The organism is Allocoleopsis franciscana PCC 7113 (assembly GCF_000317515.1).
Taxonomy (GTDB): Bacteria; Cyanobacteriota; Cyanobacteriia; order Cyanobacteriales; family Coleofasciculaceae; genus Allocoleopsis; species Allocoleopsis franciscana.
This window is the reverse complement of sequence record NC_019738.1, coordinates 1,364,166-1,388,935: the sequence shown is the minus strand read 5'-3', so window position 1 is coordinate 1,388,935 and position 24,770 is coordinate 1,364,166. Positions and strand designations below refer to the sequence as shown.

The window sequence follows — 24,770 nt, the reverse complement described above, 5'->3', positions numbered from 1 at the left end:
TCAACTCCAGGATTTTTCACCTGAGTGCATAAGTGGCATGGGCTTCACGCGATCGCATCAATGAGTTCCTGCCAGCGTTGTTGCCACAGGTGTTGCATCGCTTGCATTACGTCGGGTAAGTCTGCAAAGTCTTTGCTTTGCCGTTGAAGTTCTGGGGCTAATCCTTTGAGTCCGATACAATCTCGGCAACTGTGCAATACTCGCTGCCAAGCGGAATACCACTCCAGTCCCGCTTGTTGATGGGCGTGAATCGGTTGGAGGCGATCGTCTTCTTCCCGCAAGTGTTGTGCTCGTTTTGCCCAAGCGTCTCGCCAAGGTTGCACCGCTTCCGGCATTTCGTGTTCTTCGTACCAATCCCGTTCCGTGCGTAAGATTTCACCGAGTTGTTCGAGACTAGGGCGGGAGGTGCACTTTTGGATGGCAGAAAGTCCCTGTTCCATCCAGAGGGGCAAGCTGCGATAACTGATGAATTTAGCGCGAGATTCCACCAATTTGACCCAGATTTGATGCTGCCAGCACTCTATGCGATCGATTTGGTTGAGGGGAATGTTGAGGAAGGTTGCGACTTGCTGCCGTATTTGGTCAAGGGGTAATTGTCGTGGATCAATCACCCCAGAAGTAATTAAGTTCTGGGACATGAAGGTAAATTCACTCCTGTTTTAGGTATTCGGTATCGTGACCGAAAATCCAAGCCACCCCGCCAAAGTTGTCATAAGAAGTCGGGGGGCATCGAGGAGTGTTACCATTCTTCTAGCTTCCAGACTGGTCACGCAGTTTGGGGGTTAGCCGCTCCTAGCTGGTGCTAACAGCTTTGAGTGGCGCTAAGATTTTTAGGTTTTTAGTGTATCAAGATTACCTTAGCAGATTGAGTGATTTCTGCTCAAGGGTCAAGTTTTGGTTACAAATCTTTAGAGAAATCACCGAGTTGCTTGGTTTTAGAGATAAACCAATCGCATTTTTGGATAGCGTGGCAGAATGCGATCGCGTCCAAGGGATATGCTAGAGAAACTAGAGGTCAAATCTTGTAATGTACGAAATCACATTATCTGTGCCAGAAGAAACGGCGCTAGCTCTCAACCTCACTCCCGAAAAACTAACCGAGGAAGTGCTTTTGGCAGCAGCCGTCAAACTTTATGAATTAGGCCGACTCTCCTCTGGATCAGCCGCTAATCTAGCAGGAATACCGCGAGTTCTATTTTTGTCAAAGCTAGCGGAATACGGCGTCGATACCTTCCGCTTAACTGAGACAGAACTGGCAGAAGATTTAGCGAATGCCTGAAGTTATTACCGACACTTCACCAATCCAGTACCTCTACCAAACCAATTTACTTGGTCTACTCCCCACACTGTACAATCAAATCATCCTGCCACAGGCAGTTGCCGATGAGTTGGCTCAAGGTCAATCTCAAGGTGTGGCACTCCCCGATCCAGCCTCACTTTCATGGCTTACCATCCGTCCTGTACAAGAATCAATACCCGCGCTATCAGTGCCTGAGCTTGGTGCAGGTGAACGGGAAGCACTCACATTGGCATTAGAAATTCCGGACTCTCTAGTTTTACTTGATGATGCTCTTGCCAGACGTTACGCCCGTCAGCTAAACATCATTTTCACAGGAACTCTTGGTATAATTCTCAAAGCCAAGCAATCTGGATACATAGAGACAGTTGCACCAGTGCTTGATCAACTTGATGCACTTCGCTTTCGCCTCGATCCCGGTACCCGCGCAACCGTTCTGAAACTTGCCGAAGAATCATCCTGAGTTATAGCCATCTTAGTAACTCACACTACTACCATTAGCCTTCCATCTTGAGCCATCCAAAAATCCGATCTACGGTTAGCTCTAGTTCAATCTCCTGTAGTACTAATAATCGAGCTTCCTTCGGAAGCGCTTCGCTAACGCTCCCTTGCATCAGTTCAGGTTGCTGACCCGGCAGAAACACCAGGATGCTGCGATCATCAGGGTCAACAAACCAACCTAATCGGCATCCATGCTGTAGACAGTAGAGAATATTACCAATTACCTTATTGGGCTTTTGTTCGGGTGAAAGAATCTCAATTGTCCAGTCTGGAGGCAGTTTAAAATCATCAGGTACCTCTCCATCTGCATGGAAAGGGATGCGATGCCAGTGAAACACCGCTACATCAGGGACAATTGATCGACTACCAAAGCTACACCGCAGTTCAGGGAAAGCGTAGGCAATCTTAGCATCCTCAGTCACTTGGTTAACAGCAGCACAAAGTTTGCCTTGCAAGCGACTGTGTCTCCCCTTTGGCATCGGCTTCTGAATAATCTCACCGTCAATGTATTCCCTAACTGGTTTCGTTTCAGGGAGTTTTAGAAACTCATCCAGCGTAATAGGTTTGGAGGCTGAAACGGTCATTGAATCACCTCCATCTCGTTCAGTTCTTCCTCTTCTTCCTCCTTCATTTCTTCCAGAGATTGCCAACCGGCTTGCCATAAAGAGGGGTTTTTCAGTTGTTTGGCATTGAGCCAAAAACGGACATTGGGGTCGCAGGATGCAACCATTTCGGCAAAGACTAAATCCCCCTGGTTCTTGCGGTTGACAACCTGAAAGTGTCGCCAGCCCCAGGTTTTCTGCCTGGATGTCCATTTGGAACCCACGAGGTAAGGGAATTTCTGCTTTTTCGGCATTCCTGAATCCAGGGCTTAAGATTTATTAACATTTCTCATGATAGTTTCTTCCGTGCCAAGAGGCGTGCGGCGATCACACCACCGATAAAGCCAAATAAGTGTCCTTCCCAGGATATTCCGGGTTGAGTTGGCAACACGCCCCAGATGGTACTCCCGTAGAGGATACCGACGGTAATGGAGAGCAAGATTGAGGGGAAGTTACGTTCAAAGTAGCCCCGCGCTAACAAAAAACCCAGGTAACCGAAGATCAGACCACTCGCACCAATGTGAACAGAGTTGGGTGAACCAAACACCCAAGTCCCTAAGCCACTTATCAGCATGGTAATGGCGCTAACCACAAAAAAGTCCTTGGTTTCTTGCAACATCACAAACCAACCCAGAACGATAAAGGGGATGGTGTTGGCAATCAGGTGACCCAAACCGCCGTGTAGGAAAGGGGCAAACAGAATGCCACGGAGACCAATAATATTATGTGGGGCAATCCCGTAAACGTTGAGTGCCCCACCTAAAGCCAAATCCGCAATCTCTAAAACCCACATAGTGGCAACGAATCCACCGAGGATTTTGCCTTGGGTTTTCAATTCACGAGCGATCGCTCCTGTTTCGGCGCGGAGGATGGCTTTTCTGTCTTCCCTGCTCATAGCTTTGCCTCTGGGATAGCCTGTTTTTTGATGTGTGTGGATGTTTCCAGATTAGCAAGTTCAGCTAGGGCAATTGGTCAATTCTACTAGGGGAATAAAGGCTGTTCTGTCGGTGTGTTACGGCTTCGCACAACACACCCTACAGCTAAATGATCATATTTTTTTAGGTTTTCTAGGCTCTATTTCCTAGATTCTCGATCGCCACAGGTTCAATCATCTCAGCAGGTTCAAAACCGAAGACACGGGAGTAGAAGTAAAACTCACCATCCAAGGTGCGTTTGATATTCTCGGCACGGCGAAATCCGTGCTGTTCTCCCTCATAGGCGACATAAGCTACGGGCAATCCTTTCGCTTTTAAGGCTTCAACCATCATTTCTGCCTGGTTCGGTGGTACGACTTTATCTTCTAGTCCTTGGAAGAAAATTACCGGACAAGAAAGTTGAGCGGTGAAGTGAATGGGCGATCGCTTTTCATACAAATCTTTGCGTTCCGGGTAAGGGCCAATTAACCCATCCAGGTAGCGTGCCTCAAATTTATGGGTATCCTTCGCCAACACTTCCAAATCACTGACGCCGTAGTAACTTGCACCGGCCTTAAAGATATCGCGGAATGTAAGAGCAGCTAAGGTTGTGTAGCCTCCTGCACTGCCACCCGCGATCGCCAATCGCTCACCATCCACTAATCCTTGCTCAGCCAGATACTTCGCCGCATTGGCGCAATCGTCCACATCCACGATCCCCCAATTATCTCTCAGGCGCTGATGGTAGTCTCGTCCGTATCCTGTGCTACCCCCATAGTTAACATCCACAAAGGCAAAGCCGCGACTTGTCCAGTATTGAATTTTCAAGTTAAATGCACTGGAGGTCGAAGCGGTTGGCCCCCCGTGACTTTTGACAATTAGTGGTGGCTTTTCCCCAGCAGGTGCCGTGTAGTCTTTGTTTTTGGGTGGGTAGAAGAAGGCGTAAGCGGTAAGATTATTTTCGGTTGGGAATGCGATCGCTTGGGGTACTGAGAGATATCCTGTATCTATCTCTAACTCACTTGTTCGCCGCAAGACTTCTAGTTGTCGCGTGGCTAAGTCTATTTGAACTACCGAAGTCGGTTCCGTTGCTGAACCGGCCATGAATACAGCGCGACCATTGGCTGCATGAATTGATGAAATATCAGTGTAAGGCGTCTCAATCACTTCTAGCTGTTTCGTCTGTGTATCCAGACTCGCCAAGTACCAAATACCTTCTTGGGTGTAAGTACAAATAATGCGATTTGCGGACTCAACGGCATAGGTAGACATGCCAAACACCCACTGGGGAAGCCCAAACTCAGCTTCCATTTCACATAACGGTTCAATCTCTCCTACTGCCTTACCCAGGGGGGATTGGGGGGGGTTCCAACGGTAAAGATTCCACCAACCCGTGCGGTCAGAAACAAAGTACAATACACCATCCGGCGACCACTCTGGTTGAAAGACGGACTCATCAACGCCGCCAGCCACTAACTGAGGTTCACCTAATAAACCATCGGCTTGAATCGGAGCAACCCAAAGTTGAGTTCCATCCCAAGGCATATTCGGATGATTCCAACTCAGCCATGCTAACTGAGTGCGATCGCCCCTAAGGCGTGGCGAGGAGTAGAAGTCACTCCCAGACGCGAGCACTTGAATATCTTCACCCTTGTCTAAGTTAATGCTCACCAAGGTGTTGACAGGTTCATGACCTCCACCTGTATGGTCTTCGCACACACAAATTATCCGCCCCCGTTCGGTGTCAATCACTGCATCCGCATAGCGTAGATTCCCTCCGGATTCCTGAGAAAGAGGTTGGGGTTCCCCGTCTGGGGTCTGCTTGTAGAGGCGTTGATCGGCAAAGTTGGAGAAGTAAATGATGCCATCTTTAACGGTGAAAGCACCGCCACCATACTCGTGTACACGGGTACGCACATTAAAGGGAGAGAGTGTCACGTCCGCCGTTTTACCATCAGGGGTCCGGCGCACGATCGCATTCCGTCCTGCTTCTGCCGGTCGCCCCTCGCTCCAATAGACATCATCTCCATCCAGGGCAATCCCACCTAACCCAATTGTGCCTGTGACAATCAAGTCAGCGGTAATGGGTGATTTCCAAGAACCATAGGGTGCTATTTGCGATTGGCTCATGCTTATTCCTCTTTTGACAATCCCACGCCTTTAGGCGATTCCTATTCATTATTAGCAGGAATTGGGTTTTCAGAGGATAGAGATTGAGCCGCTGCAAATTTATAACTAATGGATGGCTACGGTTCTGCCTCAGGAGTGTCCATACCAAAGTCTTGAAATTGGTAACCTGAAAGTAGACAAGGGTGTTCTTTTAAACTACTTCACCGTAGCCTGAAAGGCACGTTAAAAGGCAAATTCATTAATTGTGTCTATTCTTTTAATCATGTCCTGACTAGCTACGTATTCTCAATAAAGTCTAACCTGGATTGATAAAAGTAGAGGCTTGATAAACGAGCAAAAGTAAATTATTTTTTCGATAAATAGAACATCAAAACTATTGTTGTAGTCAGTTATATTCCCCAGATGGATATTAATCTAGATAAACTCTTTCCTAGTTCATTGAGCCACTTATTCCTCTTTGTACTTAGTTTCTTAGACGATGCTTTGCTGCTCTTACTCTCTCGACTAGGATTTCATCTCAACGGGCTAGAGTGGCTCTCGCCAGTGATACTGAGTTGTACAGTACTCTATTGGGTCGTGCAGCTCTGGCAAAATCGCACGGAACTCTTAAAGTACTTAGGATATGGCGATGATGAGTCCCAATGTTTATCGGTAGCAGACTACTAAGTAAGACAACCCAATGTACTGTAGGATGCTCTCTTCGCCAGAGTAATGCACTGAACCTTACTGTTCGGTGGCTGACAGCTTCGCTTAGCACACGCTACATCTCATTTTTAAGTGGGATTTTATCTACTTATGGTGAAGAGTCAATTCATTATAGAGGCACTGGATAGTAAGAGAGTTGGGATTTGAGTATTCGTCAAAACTTGTGCAATAGACCATGAAGTTGTAGAGTTTTTAAAGGTAAATCAAAAAAATTAGCCGATTCCAAGCGCGCATTGGCATAAAACTGCACTGCCGCTAAGCTGGTTATATCTTCTAGAGAACCATCGCAAATATAGCATCTGCTCCCTGGGGGTTATTTGCTGTGAACATCACCATGAATAGGTCATGTAAAACCTCTATCTAGAGGCTTTACCCGCGATTAGAAAATGGCGATATTGGTAGCAAACCACTCACTAGTGTCTCTAGGGCTAGGCTCGATCAGGAGACCCTAGAAATTTTGTCGCATCGTGCTGTAACTGAAATCTTATCGTTCGCCGTACTGATGACGGAAACCCAGATGCGTCTGGGACTGACCCATATTGTAAGGGAGGATGCATTCATGCATACCAATTCAGAACTGGTTAATACCGTTGGCAATGCTACCCTGATCAGTCCAAAGGTATATCCCTGGGATTCGGGGCCTGCTGTGATTGAATTGCAAGAGCTGTTACGCGCTCATGGGTTTAATCTCCGAGTCGATGGGGAGTTTGGCAGTTTAACAGAAAAGGCCGTCGCTGCCTATCAACGGCAACAAGAACTGAGAGTTGACGGCATTGTGGGTTCAAAAACTTGGGCGGCTTTAAAAACAACCGTTAAGCCAGGAACCCGCCGGCTCAGCATCGGTCGCACAGGAGCTGATGTCCGTTACTTACAAGGACTGTTGCAAATCCAGGGGTATAACGTCCCTTGCAATGGCAACTTTGGGGCTTCTACCCAGCAGGCCGTCATGGCTTTTCAGGAGAGACATAAGTTAAAATCTACAGGCTTGGTAGACCCTACGACTTGGACTGTTCTGCAAGGGAATCCCCCCCTACCCACTCCTCCAAAACAGACTCGGTGGACGTTTGATTTCCGCAAATGGCGAAGAGTCTAATAAACCGTCCAATTTCAAGACGTTGTTTTAGCCTCCTGATCAATGATTGAAGCCTTGAGACCGGTTAAGTGCGATCGCTTCCAACAAGTTCGCTTGAATATCTATTAGCTGACATCGATTTGCCTGCTGAAACTTCATCAAAACTTTAAATTATGGGGTGACACCCCCCACCCCCAGATGCAATACTAAGGTTAGTAGATGCACCCTGATGATCGGGAGAGTCGCCACAAGTGGCTCTCTTTTTTTTGTTTGGATTTACCCGAAAAGTCGGCGCGATGTTACGGTTGCGCTTTGTTTGGGGCACAGCCCCAATTGAGTCAGCGCTTGGAGGATGCCGCTGAAACTTGTCTGTGCAAACCCGCCTCAGCCTTTGTCGCCGCCTCAACTAGAGTAATCACCGTGAGTTCTGGCGGACAATTCCAGCGTCCAGGCGGAAAAGTCCCCAAACCCCGATTCACATACAGATAGTTGGTTCCAACTTGATGCAAACCCTGCGCCCATTGCCAATGTTTTACAACTTTAGGCCACTTGGCTTCGAGAAAGGGTATCCAAGGCCATAGGAATTTAGGAATTCTCTCTCGTGAGGCATGAATCCAAGTGGGCACAGAACCCATCCCTGGCATCACAATCTGCCCGCCGTGAGTATGACCGGATAGTTGCAAATCCACACGCCATTGCTGCAATGTCTCTGCACTATCTGGATTGTGAGACAAGACAATGCGGGGAAGGCTGGGATCTAACTGATTCATCACCAAAGCTGGATTGAATTCAGGCGACCAAAAGTCAGGGAGTCCAACGAGGGCTAATCCTGCTCCTAAAGGATAGACAACTTGATTCCACAAGACTTGAATGCCCACATCTGTGAGGGCTGTGGTGATTTCCCCTTTGGAGTAGGGAAAATAAAGGTCATGATTTCCTAGTACTGCATAGATGCCAGCACGACTTTGCAAACGATTGAGCAACCGCGCCAGTTGATGAATGGGTTTGGGAGAATGGGTAACAAAGTCACCCGTGAGGACAATGATATCGGGATTAACCTGATTACTCGCTTCAATGACCTGATTGAGCAACGGTTCAGTCAGCAGTAGACCATCGAAGTGAAAATCTGTTAGGTGTACGAGTTTTGAATTTTGTAGAGGTTCTGGCAATCCTGCGATCGCCATAGTTAGATGCTCGATGGTCAACGGTTCTGAGAATATATTCATGATGCAAGATGTCAGACTAACGACAGGCCAGGAAGCTGATCACAACTGCCAGCGGATCAATAGAGCCAGCCGACCTAGGACACGATGCCATAGGGGGCGTGTTTGCCACTTTGCCCAATCAATACGACGGCTTTTAGAGAATGCACGCCAGAAAAAGCCCTCGACGAATTCCCCAAAATTAGGCTCAGCTAGGGAAAGATGGAGTTCGTCGTTGTGAAAGAGGCTGCGCGGATCGAAGTTGGTGCTTCCAGTGCTCACCCAGCGATCATCAATCAATAGCACCTTGGCGTGCATCATGCTGGGGTGGTACTCATAGATTTCAATGTCGGCTTTGAGCAAATCGCGGTAACGTTCGCGGACGGCATAGTAAACCATCTGCTTGTCGTTATGTGAGCCTACGGTGAGGATACGCACATCAACTCCGCTGGTTTTAGCGTTCAATAGTGCCTTACGGGCGTTGGCATCCGGGAGAAAGTAAGGACTAGCGATCCAAATCCGCTGTTTTGCCGCGAGGACACTGGTGTAGAAGAGGGCATAAACAGATGAACGGGGAGAGGGCGCATTCCTGGGTGTGACGAGTATGGTTGAACCGCCGGTTAAGGCTGGATAAAACGTTTCTGGTTTTAGTCTGGCAACTCCGCCGCTATAGAGCCAGTGCTGCATGAAAATACCTTCCAAAATAACCACGATTGCCCCAGTCAAGCGAACCTCGAAATCAAGCCAGGGAGCCGTATCGCCTATTTTTTTGATGCCATCCCAGTCATCAGAAACGCCCATGCCTCCCACAAAAGCCGTGTCCCCATCAATCAGAAGTAGCTTCCGGTGGGTGCGGGTGTTGTAAGTCAAGGGTGATCTCCAACTGAATGGGTGGAAGAAACGAACCTGAACACCGGCGGCTTGCAGTTGTTTCCAGTAAGCCTTAGATATGGAGTGCACGCCGAAGCTATCAACCAGTAGTTGAACTTCAACCCCGGCTTGTGCTCGTTCCTGAAGCGCGGCAGCGAAATCGTTAGCGCGACGCCCAGGAGTCATGTAAAACGTCTCGAAGTGAATGGTTTGTCGGGCACTCCTGATGGCTTCTAGTCGGACGGCATAAATGGTATCGATTTCAAACCAAGAGTCTGTTAGGTAACCGTTGGTAATCAGGGAGGCGGATACGCCCATCATCGCGAGAGGAAAATGAGGTTCCTCTAAGCCAGGAACGTCTTCTATCTTGTACTGAGCTTTTTTATAGAAGGCTCCCGGAAGATACAGGCTCACTAATAGCAGTATCAGTAAGGCCAGGAGCAACCCACTGATCCACCAAATTAAGGCATTAAGTTGCACTCTTGAACACGCTGGAGAGAAGGGAATAATTATTGTGGCATGAGCCAGGGGAGGGAATGAAAGTGTTTTTACTGCCCTGGTTCCACCCAAAAACAACTATTAGGAATCATCGTATCGACCCGTTAACTATCTAAGTCCGCGAAATCCTGTTCGTTATGAAATTGGCTTTTTTTACTTAGACCCATAGCGGCTTACCGCAGCATCCCCCTCCAGGCACAGAGGCTACATAAGAGAGAAAAAGAGGTTCTTCTGAATCATTCGTTCTGGGTCATCTATTCCTCTAGTTATATAAAGCTAAATGAGAAGTAAAACTCTGGACAGAGACCTCTATATTTGTCTTCGGCTATACCTATAAGAGTCAAGTCCTGAGTCGTCACTTGAGGGAAAGGCATTAAGGCTTATGTCTAAATCCTTAGCATTCTCTTGCCGAATTCGCATGTTTCCGGGGAATGGACTCGACACAGTACAAGCGGAAAAACGCATAGCGTAGATACGGATGACCAGTAAGAAGTAATATGCAGGCTAATGGATTTATAAAACAATCTCCCCTAGGAGCAATAAAGTTTAAGCAGGGCACTCAGAGCGAAGTTCAAGTCAATCAGGCTCAACCGGATAGAATAATTTTGCCCAATAGCGTGATGTTTGATCATCCCTTTTACGTTGTCCTGGGTTGGATGATCTTTAGTCTGATGATGTCGGCGATTTTTACAGTTGTCCGTTCTGAAGTTTTTAGTCTAGAGCCTATATCTCAAGTTCCTTGTCGGAACTGTCAGTTCTTTTCCAGCAATCCTTATCTTCAGTGTGCGGTTCATCCTGGTATGGCTCTCACTGAAAATGCGGTGAATTGCTCTGATTACTGTCCTCAAAAACGCAAATTGTTTCATTAATCTCAAAAGTCAAGTGATAGCAGAAGGCAGAAGGCAGAAGGCAGAAGGCAGAAGGCAGAAGGCAGAAGGCAGAAGGCAGAAGGCAGAAGGCAGAAGGCAGAAGGCAGAAGGCAGAAGGCAGAAGGTTTTTTACTGGTACGTGGTCGTTTACAGCCGTTCAATTTGTCCTAAGCTTTATGGCGACAGCTATATATAAAACATTGGCGGATAAGCTAACGTTTTTTGCCGCTTAATCCAATCAAAAAAACGCCTGACTCAATAGAGTTAGGCGTCTTGCATTTTTAATAGTTCAGACTTTCACAGAAGAGAGTCTTAAATCTGGGCGTCTACATTCTGAATCGGTTGAATGCTGACAGTTGGTTGCTGATGGCTAATCATGGCTTGTTGCAGCATTGGGGTGCGGGTAACAGAACTATTTGCCAACTCAAACAGGGGATTTGATAGAATCCCTGCCAGAGTAGTGGCAATCACAGTTAGGACTAAACCCACTTGCAAGGGGCGCATTCCAGGCAGGTTCCAACGGATTTCGGGATAATTCTTCACGGCGTCGGACATTTCTTGGGGTTCTTTGACGACCATCATCTTGACGACGCGGATGTAGTAGTAAATTGAAACTACACTCGCCAGCAAACCGAGTATGACTAAACCATACAGTCCGGCTTGCCAACCCGCCCAAAACAAGTAGATTTTGCCGAAGAACCCTGCTAGCGGCGGAATTCCTCCTAGGGAAAGCAAACAAATGCTCAATCCCAACGTTAAGAGTGGGTCTTTTTGATATAAACCCGCGTACTCGCTAATCTGGTCAGTTCCCGTGCGTAAGGTGAAGAGAATCACGCAGATAAAACCGCCCAGGTTCATGAATAAATAAATCAGCAGGTAAAAAATCATGCTGGCGTAACCGGCATCTGTGCCGGCAATCAGACCAATCATGACAAACCCAGCTTGAGCGATGGAAGAATAAGCTAACAGGCGCTTCATGCTGGTTTGAGTTAGGGCGACGACGTTCCCTAAAACCAGGCTCAAGATGGCTAAGGCGGTGAACACAAAATGCCACTGTTCGGTAACCAAGGGGAAGGCGGTGGTCATTAAACGAATGGCAAGGGCAAAACCTGCGGCTTTGGAACCGACGGAGAGGAAAGCCACTACGGGAGTGGGAGACCCTTCGTAAACGTCGGGCGTCCATTGGTGGAAGGGTACGGCTGAGATTTTGAAGGCAATCCCGGCGATCGCAAACACCAATGCAATTAAAATTCCTAGGGATTGACCGGCTTCTAAAGCGGCGACATTTGTGGCGATCGCATTTAAGTTCGTCTCTCCTCCAGACAAACCGTACAACAAGGAGATGCCATAGAGAAAGACGGCTGAACTCGATGCCCCAATCAGCAAGTATTTCAACGCCGCCTCATTAGAGCGTGGGTCACGTTTCATGTAACCTGTCAAGAGGTACGATGAAATACTTAATGTTTCGAGGGAGACAAAAATCGCCACCAACTCATTGGCTCCCGACAGGAACATCGCCCCCAAGGTTGCACTGAGCAAAATGCCGATAAACTCTGCTAAAGACGTGCCAGCTTGCTGTACGTAGCGAATCGACATCAAAATTGTTACAGCCGTTGACAGGGCGATGATGCCGCGAAACGCTATACTCATGGCGTCGCCGTTGAACTCCCCTAAAAAGGCAATAGGGTCGGCAACATCCCATTGGGAGTACAGGGCGACTACGGCAAGCAGAAGACCGCCAATCGCCACATAGGGCAGTGTCTGAGCAGCGCTTTTCCCCGAAATCAGGTCAATCAATAAAACCAGCACGAGGGTAGCCAGTATAATTCCCTCTGGCAAAATTATCCCAGCATTGAGCTGGGCAGCAATAGTGGCAAAATCCATAGGTTCTATTGGTATTGTCTATGGTGATGTTAGTCTCAACATTAACTTTCTGATCATATCGGTGATTGCCATCGCTTGAGCAGCCAAGTTTATTTTAGAGGGCTGTGTCAGGTGGTGTTCGTGTGTTGGAGTAGCAATATTATTGTCAGTGTTCTGAAGTTGTTGATTCCGAATAGAAAATTTAGCTTTGCAATGGAACTCCCTCTTAATCTACTCTATTTTCTAGTCTATGCTGAGAACGAGTTGTAAGTTTCTCAACAATTCATCTGATGTGTAGGGCTTAGACAAAAAGGTTTTGACGCTATTACCCAGAAATTGACTGAGCTTATGGTTCGATACAAGTCCGCTAATAGCTATAATCTTGACTTGTGAGTTAATTTTTTGTAAGACGCCGATTGTCGTTGGGCCATCTATATTTGGCATCATCATGTCAATCAACACAACACTAATTTTTTCCTTATTTTGTGTATACAGAGCGATTGCTTCAATCCCGTCACTAGCCAGTAAAACTTTGTAGCCATAAGTTTCTAGCAAGGTTTTAGTAATATCACGAATTGAATCTTCGTCATCGACCACGAGAATTAATTCTCCATGCCCCCTGGGTAATTCCTCATGTTCTTCTGAGGGACAATCGGTCTTTGTTGTTGGCGTTGCCGGTAAGTAAACTTGAAATTGCGTACCTTTTCCCACTTTGCTTAATACTTTGACAAAACCGCCGTGGCTTTTAATAATACCAATCGCGGTTGAAAGACCCAGTCCTGTGCCTTTGCCTATTTCTTTTGTCGTGAAAAATGGCTCAAAAACTCTATCTATTATTTCTCTGGAAATTCCCGTTCCTGTATCGGATACAGTAATCACAATGTAGGGACCAACCTTAGCCTCAATATTCATTTGGGCATAGTGGGCATCAACCCAGAAATTTCTGGCAGAAATCTGGAGGGTACCCCCATCTGGCATAGCATCACGAGCATTAACGCAGAGGTTCATGAGTACTTGGTGTAGCTGAGTCAGATCGCCAGAAATAGTCCAAAGGTTTTGTGTAGGGAGTTCACTGCAAATTTCAATCGCTCTGGAAAATGTTTGCTTAACAATTTTCTCGATTTCTTTTATTAAGTACCCTACTTCTAAGGGAGTGTGCTTACCCGCAACTCCTCGTGAAAATAACAGCACTTGTTTGACTAAATCTGCCGCACGTTTAACATTGGTTTCTAGGATCGAAAGCCACTGTTGGCTTTGTTCATCCGGAAGTTTGCATTCCAAAAGTTGAGCTGCCATCATCATCGGTGTCAGCGCATTGTTGAGGTCGTGAGCAATACCGCTGGCTAGGGTTCCAAGACTATCCATTCGCTGGGTTCGGAGAAACTGCGCTTCAAGTTGTTTTTTCTCTGTAATATCAGTGTTGACTGTAAGAATGGATTTGGGTTGCCCATTTTTATCGCGCACTAATGTCCACCGGCTGGCAACAATGATCTCTTTACCTTCTTTGGTAAATTGATATAATTCACTGTGCCACGTGCCATACTCAGCGAGACTTTTCCAGCTTTCTTCGAGTTGATCTAAGGTTTCCCGTCGATAGAGAAGCTCATGGGCATCTTTACCCATGACTTCTTGGGCTTTCCATCCGTACAGACGTTCAGCTCCTTCGTTCCAAAATCGGATTTTTCTGTTTAAATCTCGCACAAGAATTGCATCTGTCGTGATATCGAGCAGAGCCGCTTGTTCGCGGATTTTCTGTTCGGCAATCTTACGTTCGCTGAGGTCGAGGACAAAACCGACTGCACTCTGTTGAGACTCCTCTAAAAGAACCGCTCCAATCATAATCGGAATGTGGCTACCATCAGAGCGAATAAATTCTTTCTCATAGGGGGTACAAACTCCAGAAGTGATTAATTCGGCGATCGCCTTTTCATCCAAATCACGATATTCTAAGGGAGTCATGTCGTCCCAACGCAAATTTCCTCTTAGGAGTTCGGAGCGCTCGTATCCTACAATTTGTAGAAAGGCATCGTTAGCATCGGTGATGCTGCCGTTAAGTTCTGTACAAATAATCCCAATAATATTAGATTCAACTAATCGCCTAAACCGGGATTCACTTTGCCGCAGTGCTGTAAAGGCTTGCTCTCGTTCCTCTTGTGCTCGCTGGCGCTCAGAGATTTCTTGTTGTAATTGCTCATTTTGTTCTGTGAGTCTCTTCGTTAGGTGCCGCAAGCGCAAGTGGATGTTTACGCGGGCTAAAACTTCTTCATGCTCTAGCGGTTTGGTGATATAGTCCACTGCCCCAAGATTCAACCCTTTGACCTTATCCACATTCTCAGTCAGGGCAGTCATAAAAATTACAGGAATATCTTGGGTGGTTTGATTAGCTTTCAATCGACGGCAAGTCTCAAACCCGTCCATTCCTGGCATCAGTACGTCCAATAAAATCAAGTCGGGTGGAGCATATTCCGCCATTTCAATCGCACTTTCTCCATCTTCAGCGACTACAACATTGAAGTCAGAATCCTCTAACAAATCGAGCAAAACTTCTAAGTTAATGGGGGTGTCATCGACAAGTAATATGACACTTTTTTCTATAGGCTCAAAGTTCATTAATACCTCTTGTTTTTTATGGTTTTCCAATTTTATTCTGTGAAATCTTTAGCTAATTAAAGGGGAAAAGCTCTAAATAATACCCATGTTTATCCTACTCTTTTAGTAATACTTTAGCGCGTTTCCATTCAGAGAGTGAGGGGGTGAGCGAACGCGGTACAAGCTTTCTTCTTTAAGTTTAGGAATAACATCAAATTTTCCCCCTGTCTGGGGTATAGATCGCTTGTGTAACTGAAAGTAAAATTTCGTAATCGAAAGTAATATGTCACTCCAACACACCCGCCAGACAGGGAGGATTCAAAGCAGGAGAGTTGAGTGGGCGAGTGTTAAAAAGGCCATGGATTTACAGGTAGGTTGCATGGCTGTGGAAAACGCAGTGGGTGTCGGCATGTTAAATTAGCAACGCCAGAACTTGTCATCGGCATAAGCCAATAGCTTACGCCTATCAAGCTCATCCGTTTACCAGGTAAAAATGAGTATCACCATTGTTGGTTACAATCTACTCGAAACCCTTTATGAAGGTACCACTACTTGTGTTTATCGGGCTTCCAGGGAGTCAGAGCAAGTTTCGGTCATTATTAAAACTCTCAAAGCTGAGTATCCGACTCTAGAACAGCTAACTCGATTAAGACATGAGTATCAAATACTACAATCCCTGGAGATAGAAGGAATTGTTAAACCCTTAGGGTTAGAAAACTATCAAAATGGGCTGGCATTAATTTTGTCAGATTTGGGGGGAGAATCCCTGAAAAATTTGATTGCAGATAAAAGTTTAGACTTAAGCCTTTTTTTACAAATTGCTATTCAGTTAGCTTCAACCCTAGCTCAACTTCATCAAAATAACATTATTCATAAAGATATCAAGCCCCACAATATTTTAATTAATGCTAAAACAAGTCAAGTTTATATTATAGATTTTAGCATTTCATCCTGTTTGTCGAAAGAAAATCAGACCGTAATTAATCCCAATGTACTTGAAGGGACTCTTGCCTACATGTCGCCGGAACAAACGGGAAGGATGAATCGCTCAATTGACTATCGAACTGACTTTTATTCTTTAGGCGTTACCTGTTATGAAATGCTGACGGGACACCTACCCTTTGAAGTAACTGACCCCCTGGAATTAGTCCACTGTCATATTGCTAAAACACCAGTACCTCCCCACCTTATAAATTCAGAAATTCCAGAGGTGCTGTCTGAGATTGTGATGAAATTACTTGCCAAGACAGCAGAAGAGCGCTATCAGAGTGCGCTAGGTCTTAAAGCTGATTTGGAGATTTGTCTAAAGATGCTGCAAACATCTGGTGAGATTTCTCGTTTTAAGGTGGGAGAGTTGGATTTATTTAGCCAATTTTATATTCCGCAGAAACTGTATGGACGCGAACAGGAAGTTAGTCTGTTGATGGATGCCTTTGAGCGAGTCAGTAACCCCTCACAAAAACAAAGAGGGGTTGAGATGATGCTTGTTTCCGGCTACTCCGGAATTGGTAAATCTTCTTTAGTGAATGAAATTCACAAACCAATTGTCGCGGCACGGGGCTACTTCATTTCCGGTAAGTTTGACCAATTTCAACGTAATATTCCTTACTCGGCTCTCATCGATACTTTTCAATCATTAGTAAAGCAACTACTAACTGAAAGTGAAGCACAAATCGCTCAATGGAGAGAAAAGATTTTAGCTGTTCTTGGGACAAATGCACAAGTCATTATTGATGTAGTTCCGGAAGTAGAACTCATTATTGGTAAGCAGCCAGCCGCTCCAGAACTAGCGCCAACCGAAGCACAGAACCGTTTTAATTTAGTATTTCAAAACTTCATCCGCGTATTCTGCTCACAAGAGCATCCTTTAGTTATCTTTTTAGATGATTTGCAATGGACTGATTCTGCAACGCTGAAGTTACTAGAAGTGATAATGACAGATGCAGAAACGGGCTATTTATTCTTCATTGGAGCGTATCGAGATAACGAAGTTAATCGGGCGCATCCCTTAATGATTACTCTTGAGTCGCTTCGTTCCCAAGGTGTCATTATTAATAACATCATCTTAGCCCCCTTAGCACTTGACCATATTAGGAATCTAATTGCTGACACACTACACAGTAATACCCTTACCGTCAAACCCTTAGCCGAATTAGTAATCAGGAAAACTTCTGGCAATCCTTTCTTTGTTAATCAATTTCTCAAAACTCTGTATCAGGAAAACCTGTTAACGTTTACCCCTCCGTCCCAAGACAGCCAAGCTTTTTGGCAATGGGATATCTCAAACATTGAGGCGATGGGTATTACTGGTAATGTTGTAGAGTTGATGATTCGGAAGTTGCGAAAACTGCCTGACTCTACACAGCAGGTTTTGCAGTTGGCGGCTTGTGTTGGCAACACCTTTGACTTACAAACTCTCTCGATTATCTACAAGCGGTCGGCAGCGGTAGCGTATCGCCATCTTTGGGGAGCAATTCAGGAAGGCTTAATATTACCTATTTCTGGCTTAAAAAGCCTACCGGAAGACATCATCGATACACATCTAGTTAGCCTGGAATTTAAGTTTCTCCATGACCGCGTGCAACAAGCCGCTTATGCTCTCATTGATGAACAATTTAAACAAGCAACTCATTTGCAAATTGGTCGTTTACTCTGGCAAAACACTGAATCAGAGGCACTGCTAGAAAAAATATTTGAAATTGTCGATCATCTAAACTTGGGAATTGAACTAATTAGCGATGAATCCGAACGAACTGAAATCGCCAAACTTAACTTAATGGCTGGACAGAAAGCCAAAGCAGCATCGGCTCATGCTGCCGCTACCAAATATTTGCAAGCGGGTTTGGCACTGTTAGCAGATTTCAGTTGGGATACGGAGTACGAACTAATATTATCGCTGCATACTGAAGCAGCAGAGGCAGCATTTCTGAATGGTGACTTTGAAGCAATGCAGAGACTAGCCCAAATCGTGCAAAACTGTGCCAAAACTCTATTGGACACTGTAAAAGTGTACGAAGTTCAGATTCAAGCTTATATGGGACAGAACAAGCTGCTGGAAGCACTGAATACGGGACTGCTAGTGTTAAAGCAATTGGGAATAGAGTTTCCCAATTCACCAAATCCATCTGATATTGGACAAGCGCTGGGAGAGACGGCGACAATTTTGAGCACAACGAGGATTAAGGATTTAATCGATCTTCCTGAAATGACTAATCCGCAACAACTCGCGGTGATCAGAATTCTATCAAGTATATTTTCTGCTTGCTATTCTACAGTGTCCTCACTGGTGCCTTTAACGGTGTGCAAACAGGTCAATTTATCGGTTCAATATGGCAATGCTGCGGTGTCTCCTTTTGCCTATGCCGTATATAGTCTGCTTCTGTGTGGAGCTATAGGGGATATTGAGCGGGGATATGAGTTCGGTCAATTGGCGCTACGTCTAGTATCAAAGTTAAATGCCAAAGAAATTGAAGCTAAGACCTGTCATTTAGTGACTTCTGGCGTTCAACATTGGAAAGAACATGCCAAGAATACCTTAGCTTCTTTTCTGTCGGTTTTCTCTACTGGGCTGGAAACCGGAGATTTAGAGTATGCTGGCTACGCCATCATGGTGTGGAGCCATTACTCGTTTTTTGTTGGTCAGCCACTAACGCAACTCGAACGAGACATTGCAACTTATACAGATGCAATTCAAAACATTAGCCAGGAAACAGCTCTCAATAATACAAAAATCTGTTGGCAAACTGTCTTAAACATGCTGGGAAGAGCCTCAAATCGATGCCAGCTAAAAGGAGAAGCCTACGACGAAGAGAAAATGCTGCTGCTCCATCAGCAAACTAACGATCAACTAGCAATTCATTACCTATCCTTGCACAAACTGGTGCTTTATTATGAGTTTGAAGATTACCCAGAAGCGCTGAAGATTATTCCTCAAATAGAAAGTTCTTTCGGCGCATCCGTAGGGCAACTAACAGTTGTTATCTTTTATTTTTATGATTCTCTGGTTCGCTTCGCTATGTATTCCGAGGCTTCACAGTCTGTTAGCGAAGCGGCGGCGAAGTCGCAACAACAATGCATTCTTGATAGAGTACAAGCTAATCAAGAAAAAATGCAAAAATGGGCGCATCATGCCCCGATGAATTTTTTACATAAATTTTATCTCGTTGAGGCAGAACGACATCGAGTTTTAGGAGAAAAAGTAGAGGCAATGGAAATGTATGATAAAGCCATTGCCCTTGCGAAAGAAAATGAGTACATCAACGAAGAAGCCCTCGCGAATGAACTCGCTGCCAAGTTTTATCTATCATGGGGTAAAGAAACCATCGCCCAACTTTATATGCAAAAGGCTCATTATGCCTACCAAGTTTGGGGTGCTCAACGTAAAGTTGAAGATTTAGAAGAAAAATATCCCCAATTGCTGCCTAGAACCTCAGCCAGAAACAGAACCCAAACTACAGTCAACCAAACAACCAATTCTCCTAGTACTACCAGTCAGTCTAGAACTAGTACCAGCTTAGACTTAGCTACTGTTATCAAAGCCTCTCAAGCTATTTCTGGTGAAATAGTTTTGAGTAATTTGCTCAGTCAATTAATAGGGATTGCTATTGAGAATGCTGGTGCTGAAAAAGGAATTTTGATTTTAAATAAATCAGGTCAGCTTTTTATAGAGGCACAAATAGACCTTGAACAAAATGATGTTATATTATTGCGATCAATTCCAGTGGGCGACGGCAATCATTTACCTATATCTATCATTAATTATGTAGAAAGAACTCATAAAGATGTAGTTTTAAAAAATGCATCTGCTTCCAGCATCTTTAGTAAAGACATTTACATCCTTAGCAACCAACCAAAATCAGTTTTATGTACACCACTAATCCATCAAGGTAAACTCATCGGTATTCTTTATTTAGAAAATAATTTAATCACTGATGCCTTCACTTCTGACCGATTAGAAGTATTAACACTTTTATCATCACAAGCCGCAATCTCCATAGAAAATGCGAGCCTTTATACAGATTTGGAAGAAGCTCTCCAAAACTTGGAAACTAAAGTAGAACAGCGCACCTTAGAGTTACAGGAAAACAATATACGGCTGCAACAAGAAATTCACGAACGCCAGCGAGCTGAAGAAGCCGCCGAAGCTGCCAACCGTGCCAAGAGTGAATTCCTGGCTAATATGAGCCACGAACTCCGAACTCCGCTCAATGGCATATTGGGTTACACTCAAATCTTTAAAAAGTATAAAAATTTAACGGAACAGCAAAAGAATGGTATTGGTATCATTCATCAGTGCGGCGAACATCTGCTGACGCTGATCAACGATATTTTAGACCTCTCTAAAATTGAAGCTCGAAAATTGGAGCTTTACCCCAAAGAATTTCACTTTCCTGAATTTATTAATGGCATTTATGAAATCTGCCGTATCCGTGCCGAGCAAAAGGGTATCGAGTTAATTTACGAAACTCTTTCCCCACTTCCCCAAGCTATCCAAGCTGATGAAAAACGGTTGCGCCAAGTTTTGATCAACTTACTGGGCAATGCTGTCAAGTTTACGGAAAAAGGAAGTGTCACGTTCAAAGTAGGGTATCAGGAAGGGAAACTGCGGTTTCAGGTAGAAGATACAGGCATCGGCATTGCACAACAGCAATTAGAAGAAATCTTTTTGCCATTTCAGCAAGTGGGAGAGGAAAGTCGCAAGACTGAGGGAACGGGATTGGGGCTAGCCATTAGCCGTCAATTAATTGAATTGATGAATGCATCAATCAATGTCAATAGTATCTTAGGTAAAGGCAGTATTTTCTGGTTTGATTTAGATGTAACGGAGGTTGCCTTCAGAGATAATCTCGCTAAGGATTTGGAACGGACTATTAGTGCTTTCAAAGGTAATAAACGCAAAGTTTTAGTCGTTGATGACAAGTGGATGAACCGCTCTGTCCTCGTCAATATACTAGAACCTTTAGGGTTTGAACTGTTTGAAGTTAGCAATGGCTTAGACGCTCTTAATAAAGCCCATGAGATTAAACCTGATGTAATATTTATGGATTTGGTGATGCCTGTGATGGACGGGTTTGAAGCGACCCGTCGCCTTAGGACGTTACCAGAGTTTAAAGATATAGTAGTGATTGCCATCTCTGCTAGCGTATTTAATTTCGATCGCCAGCAAAGTCAGGAAGTGGGTTGTGATGATTTTCTCCCCAAGCCAATTCGGGAAGCGGAGCTTTTAGAAAAATTACGCCTTCATTTGGGACTGGAATGGATTTACGAAGAGACAACAAACGATAGCCCAGAACAACAGGAGGTTCATCCCCAATCTCAAATTTCACAATCACAATTCATTGTTCCACCTGCCCCAGAAGTCGCTGCCTTACTCGATATGGCGAGGAGGGGTGACCTCAGAGGACTGGCTAAGCGGGCGACTCAATTGGAAGAATTAGATCCGCAATGGGTACCATTTGCGACCCACCTCCGTGAACTAGCTAAAGAGTTTAAAGGAAAACAAATTCGAGAATTTCTCAAACAATTTTAGGAGGCATTTAATGTTTCGAGCAGAAAAATTCTCGGCAGTTTCTCATGTTAACGCTCCTAGAAAGGGGCGGGAAGCCGACCTCTGACGGAGCCACTGTACTAACAATCTGTGCTAAAGATAGTAAAACACATCGCCTTGTTGAATGAGTTGCATGAATTTATCTTCCCAGGAAAGCTCCAAGCTCCAAGCCAGGATTCACGCTTGAGTGAGCTTGGCATTTATTCTGGCACCATCCCCAGAGATGGGGGTCGCCGTTGATATCGGCTATAAGTAGAGACAAGGAGCTCAAGCTACATTTAGCAATAGGGCTGGCGATTCTCAGGGCGGAATCGCTGTGCTGACGCTTCTCGTTGATCAGGCTCTGAACATCGTTTTGAATCAGCCCTCTTGACATTTCGCCCCCTCTTCATCCAATTTGACTGTTTAGCCAGCCGCTATTTTTCCAAAAGTTGCTATGTCAACCCTTGTTATCGTTGAATCTCCCACTAAAGCACGTACCATCCGCAATTACTTGCCCTCTGACTATCGCGTTGAGGCATCGATGGGGCATGTGCGCGATCTGCCTCAGTCCGCCACGGAAATTCCCGCTGCCATGAAAGAAGAAAAATGGGCGCAGTTGGGAGTGAATGTAGAAGCTAACTTTGAACCGATATACGTCATTCCCAAAGATAAAAAGAAAGTTGTTCAGCAGCTCAAAGACGCCCTGAAAGACGCGACAGAGCTTGTCCTGGCGACAGACGAAGACCGGGAAGGGGAAAGCATCAGTTGGCATTTGCTGCAAGTGCTCAAGCCGAAAGTCCCCACGAAGCGGATGGTGTTTCATGAGATCACCCAGGAAGCGATTAAGAAAGCGCTGAAAAACTGCCGTAATATTGATGAACAACTGGTTCACGCTCAAGAAACCCGACGGATTTTAGACCGATTGGTGGGTTACACCCTCTCTCCTCTGCTGTGGAAGAAAATTGCTTGGGGATTGTCTGCCGGTCGCGTCCAGTCGGTATCCGTGCGCCTATTGGTAAATAGAGAACGCCAGCGTCGAGCGTTCCGTCAGGGAAGTTACTGGGACTTGAAGGCGATTTTAGAGCAGAGTAAAACTCCCTTTGATTCCCGACTCGTCACCGTCGGTGGTGTGAAGGTGGCAACAGGTGCTGATTTCGACCCCAACACGGGTCAAATTATCGCCGGTCGGCAGGTTCGATTACTCAGTGAAGCCGAAGCCAGAGAACTGCGAGAACGCTTACTGGATAAAACCTGGACGGTAGCGGATTTAGAAGAACGTCCCGTCACCCGCAAACCCTCGGCACCGTTTACGACTTCGACCCTACAACAGGAAGCCAACCGCAAACTTCGTTTGTCGGCGCGTGACACCATGCGAACGGCTCAAAGTCTGTATGAACAAGGGTATATTACCTACATGCGGACAGACTCGGTGCATTTATCCGAACAAGCGATCGCCGCCGCACGGAGTTGTGTCGAGCAAAAGTACGGTCAACAATACCTCAGCCCCAAACCCCGCCAGTACGCCACCAAAAGCAAAGGCGCTCAAGAAGCCCACGAAGCGATTCGCCCCGCAGGTAGCACGTTCCGGACTCCCAAAGAAACCGGCTTGGGGGGTCGAGAACTTGCTCTCTATGACCTGATTTGGAAGCGCACGGTGGCTTGCCAAATGGCGGACTCCCGGCAAACCCAAATCACCGTTCAGCTACAAGTTGAAGATGCGGGTTTTCGTTCGAGTGGGAAGCGCATCGACTTCCCCGGTTACTTACGTGCCTACGTTGAAGGCTCTGATGACCCTGAAGCGGCGTTAGAAGACCAGGAAGTGATTTTGCCACCGCTCAAAGTAGGCGACCATCCTAACTGCCGTGAACTCGAAGCGGATGGTCATGAAACCCAGCCTCCCGCCCGCTATACCGAAGCCTCTTTGGTGAAAATGCTGGAAAGTGAAGGAATTGGGCGTCCCAGTACCTACGCCAGCATTATTGACACTATCCAGGACAAAGGCTATGCCCAAATGAACGGCAACGCCTTAGTGCCCACCTTTACTGCTTTTGCCGTCACCAGCTTACTCGAAAAGTATTTTCCCAACCTGGTGGATACCAGTTTCACCTCGAAAATGGAGCAAACCCTTGACGAAATTTCCAATGGGGAAGCGGATTGGCTACCTTACCTGCGGGAATTCTATTTAGGAGAGAAAGGGCTGGAGACGCAGGTTAAAGAACAAGAAAGCCAGATTGACCCCAATCAAGCCCGCACCGTTGAACTGGAGAACCTGGTGGCGAAAGTCCGGATCGGGAAGTTTGGTGCTTACATCGAAGCCGAGAATGGCGATGGAGTTGTGACGGCATCGATCCCCAAAGACTTGACGCCAGCCGAACTTGACCCTGAGCAAGTAGAGATACTGCTGCGGCAGAAAACAGAAGGGCCGGATAAAGTCGGACTTCATCCAGAAACGGGTGAGCCGATTTACGTTTTGAGAGGCCCCTATGGCCCTTATGTGCGATTGGGGGATGTGTCTGAGGAGAACAAAAAGCCGAAACAGGCTTCTTTACCTAAGGGCGTGAATATTGAGGATGTGACCTTGGAGATGGCTTTGGGTCTTTTGGCTCTGCCCCGTACTTTAGGTGCCCATCCTGCGACAGGGGGGAAAATTCAGGCCAGTTTGGGACGGTTTGGCCCTTATGTGGTTCATGACCAAGGCAAGGAGGGGAAAGACTATCGATCGCTCAAATCCCATGACAATGTATTGACAATTACTCTAGAACGTGCATTAGAGTTATTGTCAGAACCGAAGAAGGGACGCGCTGGTGCAGGCAAAACCAAGAAGGCGTTACGAGAACTGGGTGCCCATCCCAAGGATGATGAACCCGTGAATATTTATGATGGCCCCTATGGCCCCTATGTGAAGCATGGGAAGACAAATGTTTCTCTGCCAGAAGGGCAATCGGTGGAAACGATGACGATGGAAGCGGCAGTTGAGCTTTTATCCGCGAAGGAGTCTACGAAGAAATCAGGTAGCAAGTCGCGCAAGTCCACCAGCTCAACGAAGAGTAAGTCAACGGGGACATCTTCCGGCACTAAGACGACGAAGAAAAAAACAACCGCTTCGACGAGCACGAAGAAGAAATGATG

16 protein-coding genes are annotated in these 24,770 nt (G+C 45.9%); 7 read left to right on the top strand and 9 right to left on the bottom strand.

What is annotated here, in order from left to right; genetic code table 11:
* Positions 1–44: 44 nt before the first annotated feature.
* Positions 45–638, bottom strand: coding sequence for a hypothetical protein (locus MIC7113_RS05875; RefSeq protein ID WP_015181258.1), 594 nt, complete (start codon positions 636–638; stop codon positions 45–47).
* A 389-nt stretch (positions 639–1,027) separates the two neighbouring features.
* On the opposite strand from MIC7113_RS05875, the gene MIC7113_RS05870 reads away from it, so the two are divergent.
* Positions 1,028–1,279, top strand: a complete 252-nt coding sequence (locus MIC7113_RS05870) for a UPF0175 family protein (RefSeq protein ID WP_015181257.1) — start codon at positions 1,028–1,030, stop codon at positions 1,277–1,279.
* Positions 1,272–1,760: a DUF3368 domain-containing protein gene (locus MIC7113_RS05865; protein ID WP_015181256.1), complete on the top strand. Its 489-nt coding sequence runs from the start codon at positions 1,272–1,274 to the stop codon at positions 1,758–1,760. The genes MIC7113_RS05870 and MIC7113_RS05865 overlap by 8 nt, the downstream gene beginning before the upstream one ends.
* Positions 1,761–1,794: 34 nt before the next feature.
* Here the strand turns inward: MIC7113_RS05865 and MIC7113_RS05860 are convergent, their stop codons facing one another.
* The 4 genes from MIC7113_RS05860 to MIC7113_RS05845 all read right to left on the bottom strand — a co-directional run bounded on the left by MIC7113_RS05860 (position 1,795) and on the right by MIC7113_RS05845 (position 5,444).
* On the bottom strand, positions 1,795–2,382 hold the full coding sequence (locus MIC7113_RS05860) for a Uma2 family endonuclease (protein ID WP_015181255.1): 588 nt from the start codon (positions 2,380–2,382) through the stop codon (positions 1,795–1,797).
* Positions 2,379–2,654 (bottom strand): TIGR02450 family Trp-rich protein, encoded by a 276-nt coding sequence (locus MIC7113_RS05855; RefSeq protein WP_015181254.1) that lies wholly within the window; start codon positions 2,652–2,654, stop codon positions 2,379–2,381. Before MIC7113_RS05855 ends, MIC7113_RS05860 begins: the two co-directional genes overlap by 4 nt.
* 35 nt (positions 2,655–2,689) lie before the next feature.
* Positions 2,690–3,295 (bottom strand): rhomboid family intramembrane serine protease, encoded by a 606-nt coding sequence (locus MIC7113_RS05850; protein ID WP_015181253.1) that lies wholly within the window; start codon positions 3,293–3,295, stop codon positions 2,690–2,692.
* Between the two features lie 172 nt (positions 3,296–3,467).
* Positions 3,468–5,444, bottom strand: a complete 1,977-nt coding sequence (locus tag MIC7113_RS05845) for a S9 family peptidase (RefSeq protein ID WP_015181252.1) — start codon at positions 5,442–5,444, stop codon at positions 3,468–3,470.
* A gap of 402 nt (positions 5,445–5,846) precedes the next feature.
* On the opposite strand from MIC7113_RS05845, the gene MIC7113_RS05840 reads away from it, so the two are divergent.
* Together MIC7113_RS05840 and MIC7113_RS05835 are read left to right on the top strand one after the other, a co-directional pair.
* Positions 5,847–6,110, top strand: coding sequence for a hypothetical protein (locus MIC7113_RS05840; protein ID WP_015181251.1), 264 nt, complete (start codon positions 5,847–5,849; stop codon positions 6,108–6,110).
* A 598-nt stretch (positions 6,111–6,708) separates the two neighbouring features.
* The gene (locus MIC7113_RS05835) at positions 6,709–7,242 is read left to right on the top strand and encodes a peptidoglycan-binding domain-containing protein (RefSeq protein ID WP_155897943.1); all 534 of its coding nucleotides are present in this window, start codon (positions 6,709–6,711) and stop codon (positions 7,240–7,242) included.
* Positions 7,243–7,559: 317 nt separating this feature from the next.
* Here MIC7113_RS05835 and MIC7113_RS05830 read toward each other — a convergent pair whose 3' ends face one another.
* The gene (locus MIC7113_RS05830; RefSeq protein WP_015181249.1) at positions 7,560–8,447 is read right to left on the bottom strand and encodes a metallophosphoesterase; all 888 of its coding nucleotides are present in this window, start codon (positions 8,445–8,447) and stop codon (positions 7,560–7,562) included.
* A 39-nt stretch (positions 8,448–8,486) separates the two neighbouring features.
* Positions 8,487–9,707, bottom strand: a complete 1,221-nt coding sequence (locus MIC7113_RS05825; RefSeq protein ID WP_226883595.1) for a phospholipase D-like domain-containing protein — start codon at positions 9,705–9,707, stop codon at positions 8,487–8,489.
* Between the two features lie 581 nt (positions 9,708–10,288).
* On the opposite strand from MIC7113_RS05825, the gene MIC7113_RS05820 reads away from it, so the two are divergent.
* Complete coding sequence (locus MIC7113_RS05820) at positions 10,289–10,660, top strand: hypothetical protein (RefSeq protein ID WP_015181247.1); 372 nt, start codon at positions 10,289–10,291, stop codon at positions 10,658–10,660.
* Positions 10,661–10,972: 312 nt separating this feature from the next.
* Here MIC7113_RS05820 and MIC7113_RS05810 read toward each other — a convergent pair whose 3' ends face one another.
* Positions 10,973–12,544, bottom strand: a complete 1,572-nt coding sequence (locus MIC7113_RS05810; protein WP_015181246.1) for an NAD(P)H-quinone oxidoreductase subunit N — start codon at positions 12,542–12,544, stop codon at positions 10,973–10,975.
* Between the two features lie 222 nt (positions 12,545–12,766).
* Positions 12,767–15,133: a hybrid sensor histidine kinase/response regulator gene (locus MIC7113_RS05805; protein WP_015181245.1), complete on the bottom strand. Its 2,367-nt coding sequence runs from the start codon at positions 15,131–15,133 to the stop codon at positions 12,767–12,769.
* A gap of 472 nt (positions 15,134–15,605) precedes the next feature.
* On the opposite strand from MIC7113_RS05805, the gene MIC7113_RS05800 reads away from it, so the two are divergent.
* Together MIC7113_RS05800 and topA are read left to right on the top strand one after the other, a co-directional pair.
* Positions 15,606–21,641 (top strand): hybrid sensor histidine kinase/response regulator, encoded by a 6,036-nt coding sequence (locus MIC7113_RS05800; RefSeq protein WP_015181244.1) that lies wholly within the window; start codon positions 15,606–15,608, stop codon positions 21,639–21,641.
* Positions 21,642–22,095: 454 nt separating this feature from the next.
* Entirely contained in the window at positions 22,096–24,768 is a 2,673-nt protein-coding gene (gene topA / locus MIC7113_RS05790) for a type I DNA topoisomerase (RefSeq protein WP_015181243.1), read from the top strand.
* The last annotated feature ends 2 nt before the right edge of the window (positions 24,769–24,770 follow it).

Excerpts from the sequence above, each read along its gene's own strand:
- MIC7113_RS05820 (WP_015181247.1), top strand. The coding sequence starts at position 10,289 with ATGCAGGCTAATGGATTTATAAAACAATCTCCCCTAGGAGCAATAAAG.
- MIC7113_RS05875 (WP_015181258.1), bottom strand. The coding sequence starts at position 638 with ATGTCCCAGAACTTAATTACTTCTGGGGTGATTGATCCACGACAATTA.
- MIC7113_RS05840 (WP_015181251.1), top strand. The coding sequence starts at position 5,847 with ATGGATATTAATCTAGATAAACTCTTTCCTAGTTCATTGAGCCACTTA.
- MIC7113_RS05805 (WP_015181245.1), bottom strand. The coding sequence starts at position 15,133 with ATGAACTTTGAGCCTATAGAAAAAAGTGTCATATTACTTGTCGATGAC.
- MIC7113_RS05865 (WP_015181256.1), top strand. The coding sequence starts at position 1,272 with ATGCCTGAAGTTATTACCGACACTTCACCAATCCAGTACCTCTACCAA.
- MIC7113_RS05845 (WP_015181252.1), bottom strand. The coding sequence starts at position 5,444 with ATGAGCCAATCGCAAATAGCACCCTATGGTTCTTGGAAATCACCCATT.
- MIC7113_RS05835 (WP_155897943.1), top strand. The coding sequence starts at position 6,709 with ATGCATACCAATTCAGAACTGGTTAATACCGTTGGCAATGCTACCCTG.
- MIC7113_RS05855 (WP_015181254.1), bottom strand. The coding sequence starts at position 2,654 with ATGCCGAAAAAGCAGAAATTCCCTTACCTCGTGGGTTCCAAATGGACA.
- MIC7113_RS05830 (WP_015181249.1), bottom strand. The coding sequence starts at position 8,447 with ATGAATATATTCTCAGAACCGTTGACCATCGAGCATCTAACTATGGCG.
- MIC7113_RS05810 (WP_015181246.1), bottom strand. The coding sequence starts at position 12,544 with ATGGATTTTGCCACTATTGCTGCCCAGCTCAATGCTGGGATAATTTTG.
- MIC7113_RS05850 (WP_015181253.1), bottom strand. The coding sequence starts at position 3,295 with ATGAGCAGGGAAGACAGAAAAGCCATCCTCCGCGCCGAAACAGGAGCG.
- MIC7113_RS05800 (WP_015181244.1), top strand. The coding sequence starts at position 15,606 with ATGAGTATCACCATTGTTGGTTACAATCTACTCGAAACCCTTTATGAA.
- MIC7113_RS05860 (WP_015181255.1), bottom strand. The coding sequence starts at position 2,382 with ATGACCGTTTCAGCCTCCAAACCTATTACGCTGGATGAGTTTCTAAAA.
- topA (WP_015181243.1), top strand. The coding sequence starts at position 22,096 with ATGTCAACCCTTGTTATCGTTGAATCTCCCACTAAAGCACGTACCATC.
- MIC7113_RS05870 (WP_015181257.1), top strand. The coding sequence starts at position 1,028 with ATGTACGAAATCACATTATCTGTGCCAGAAGAAACGGCGCTAGCTCTC.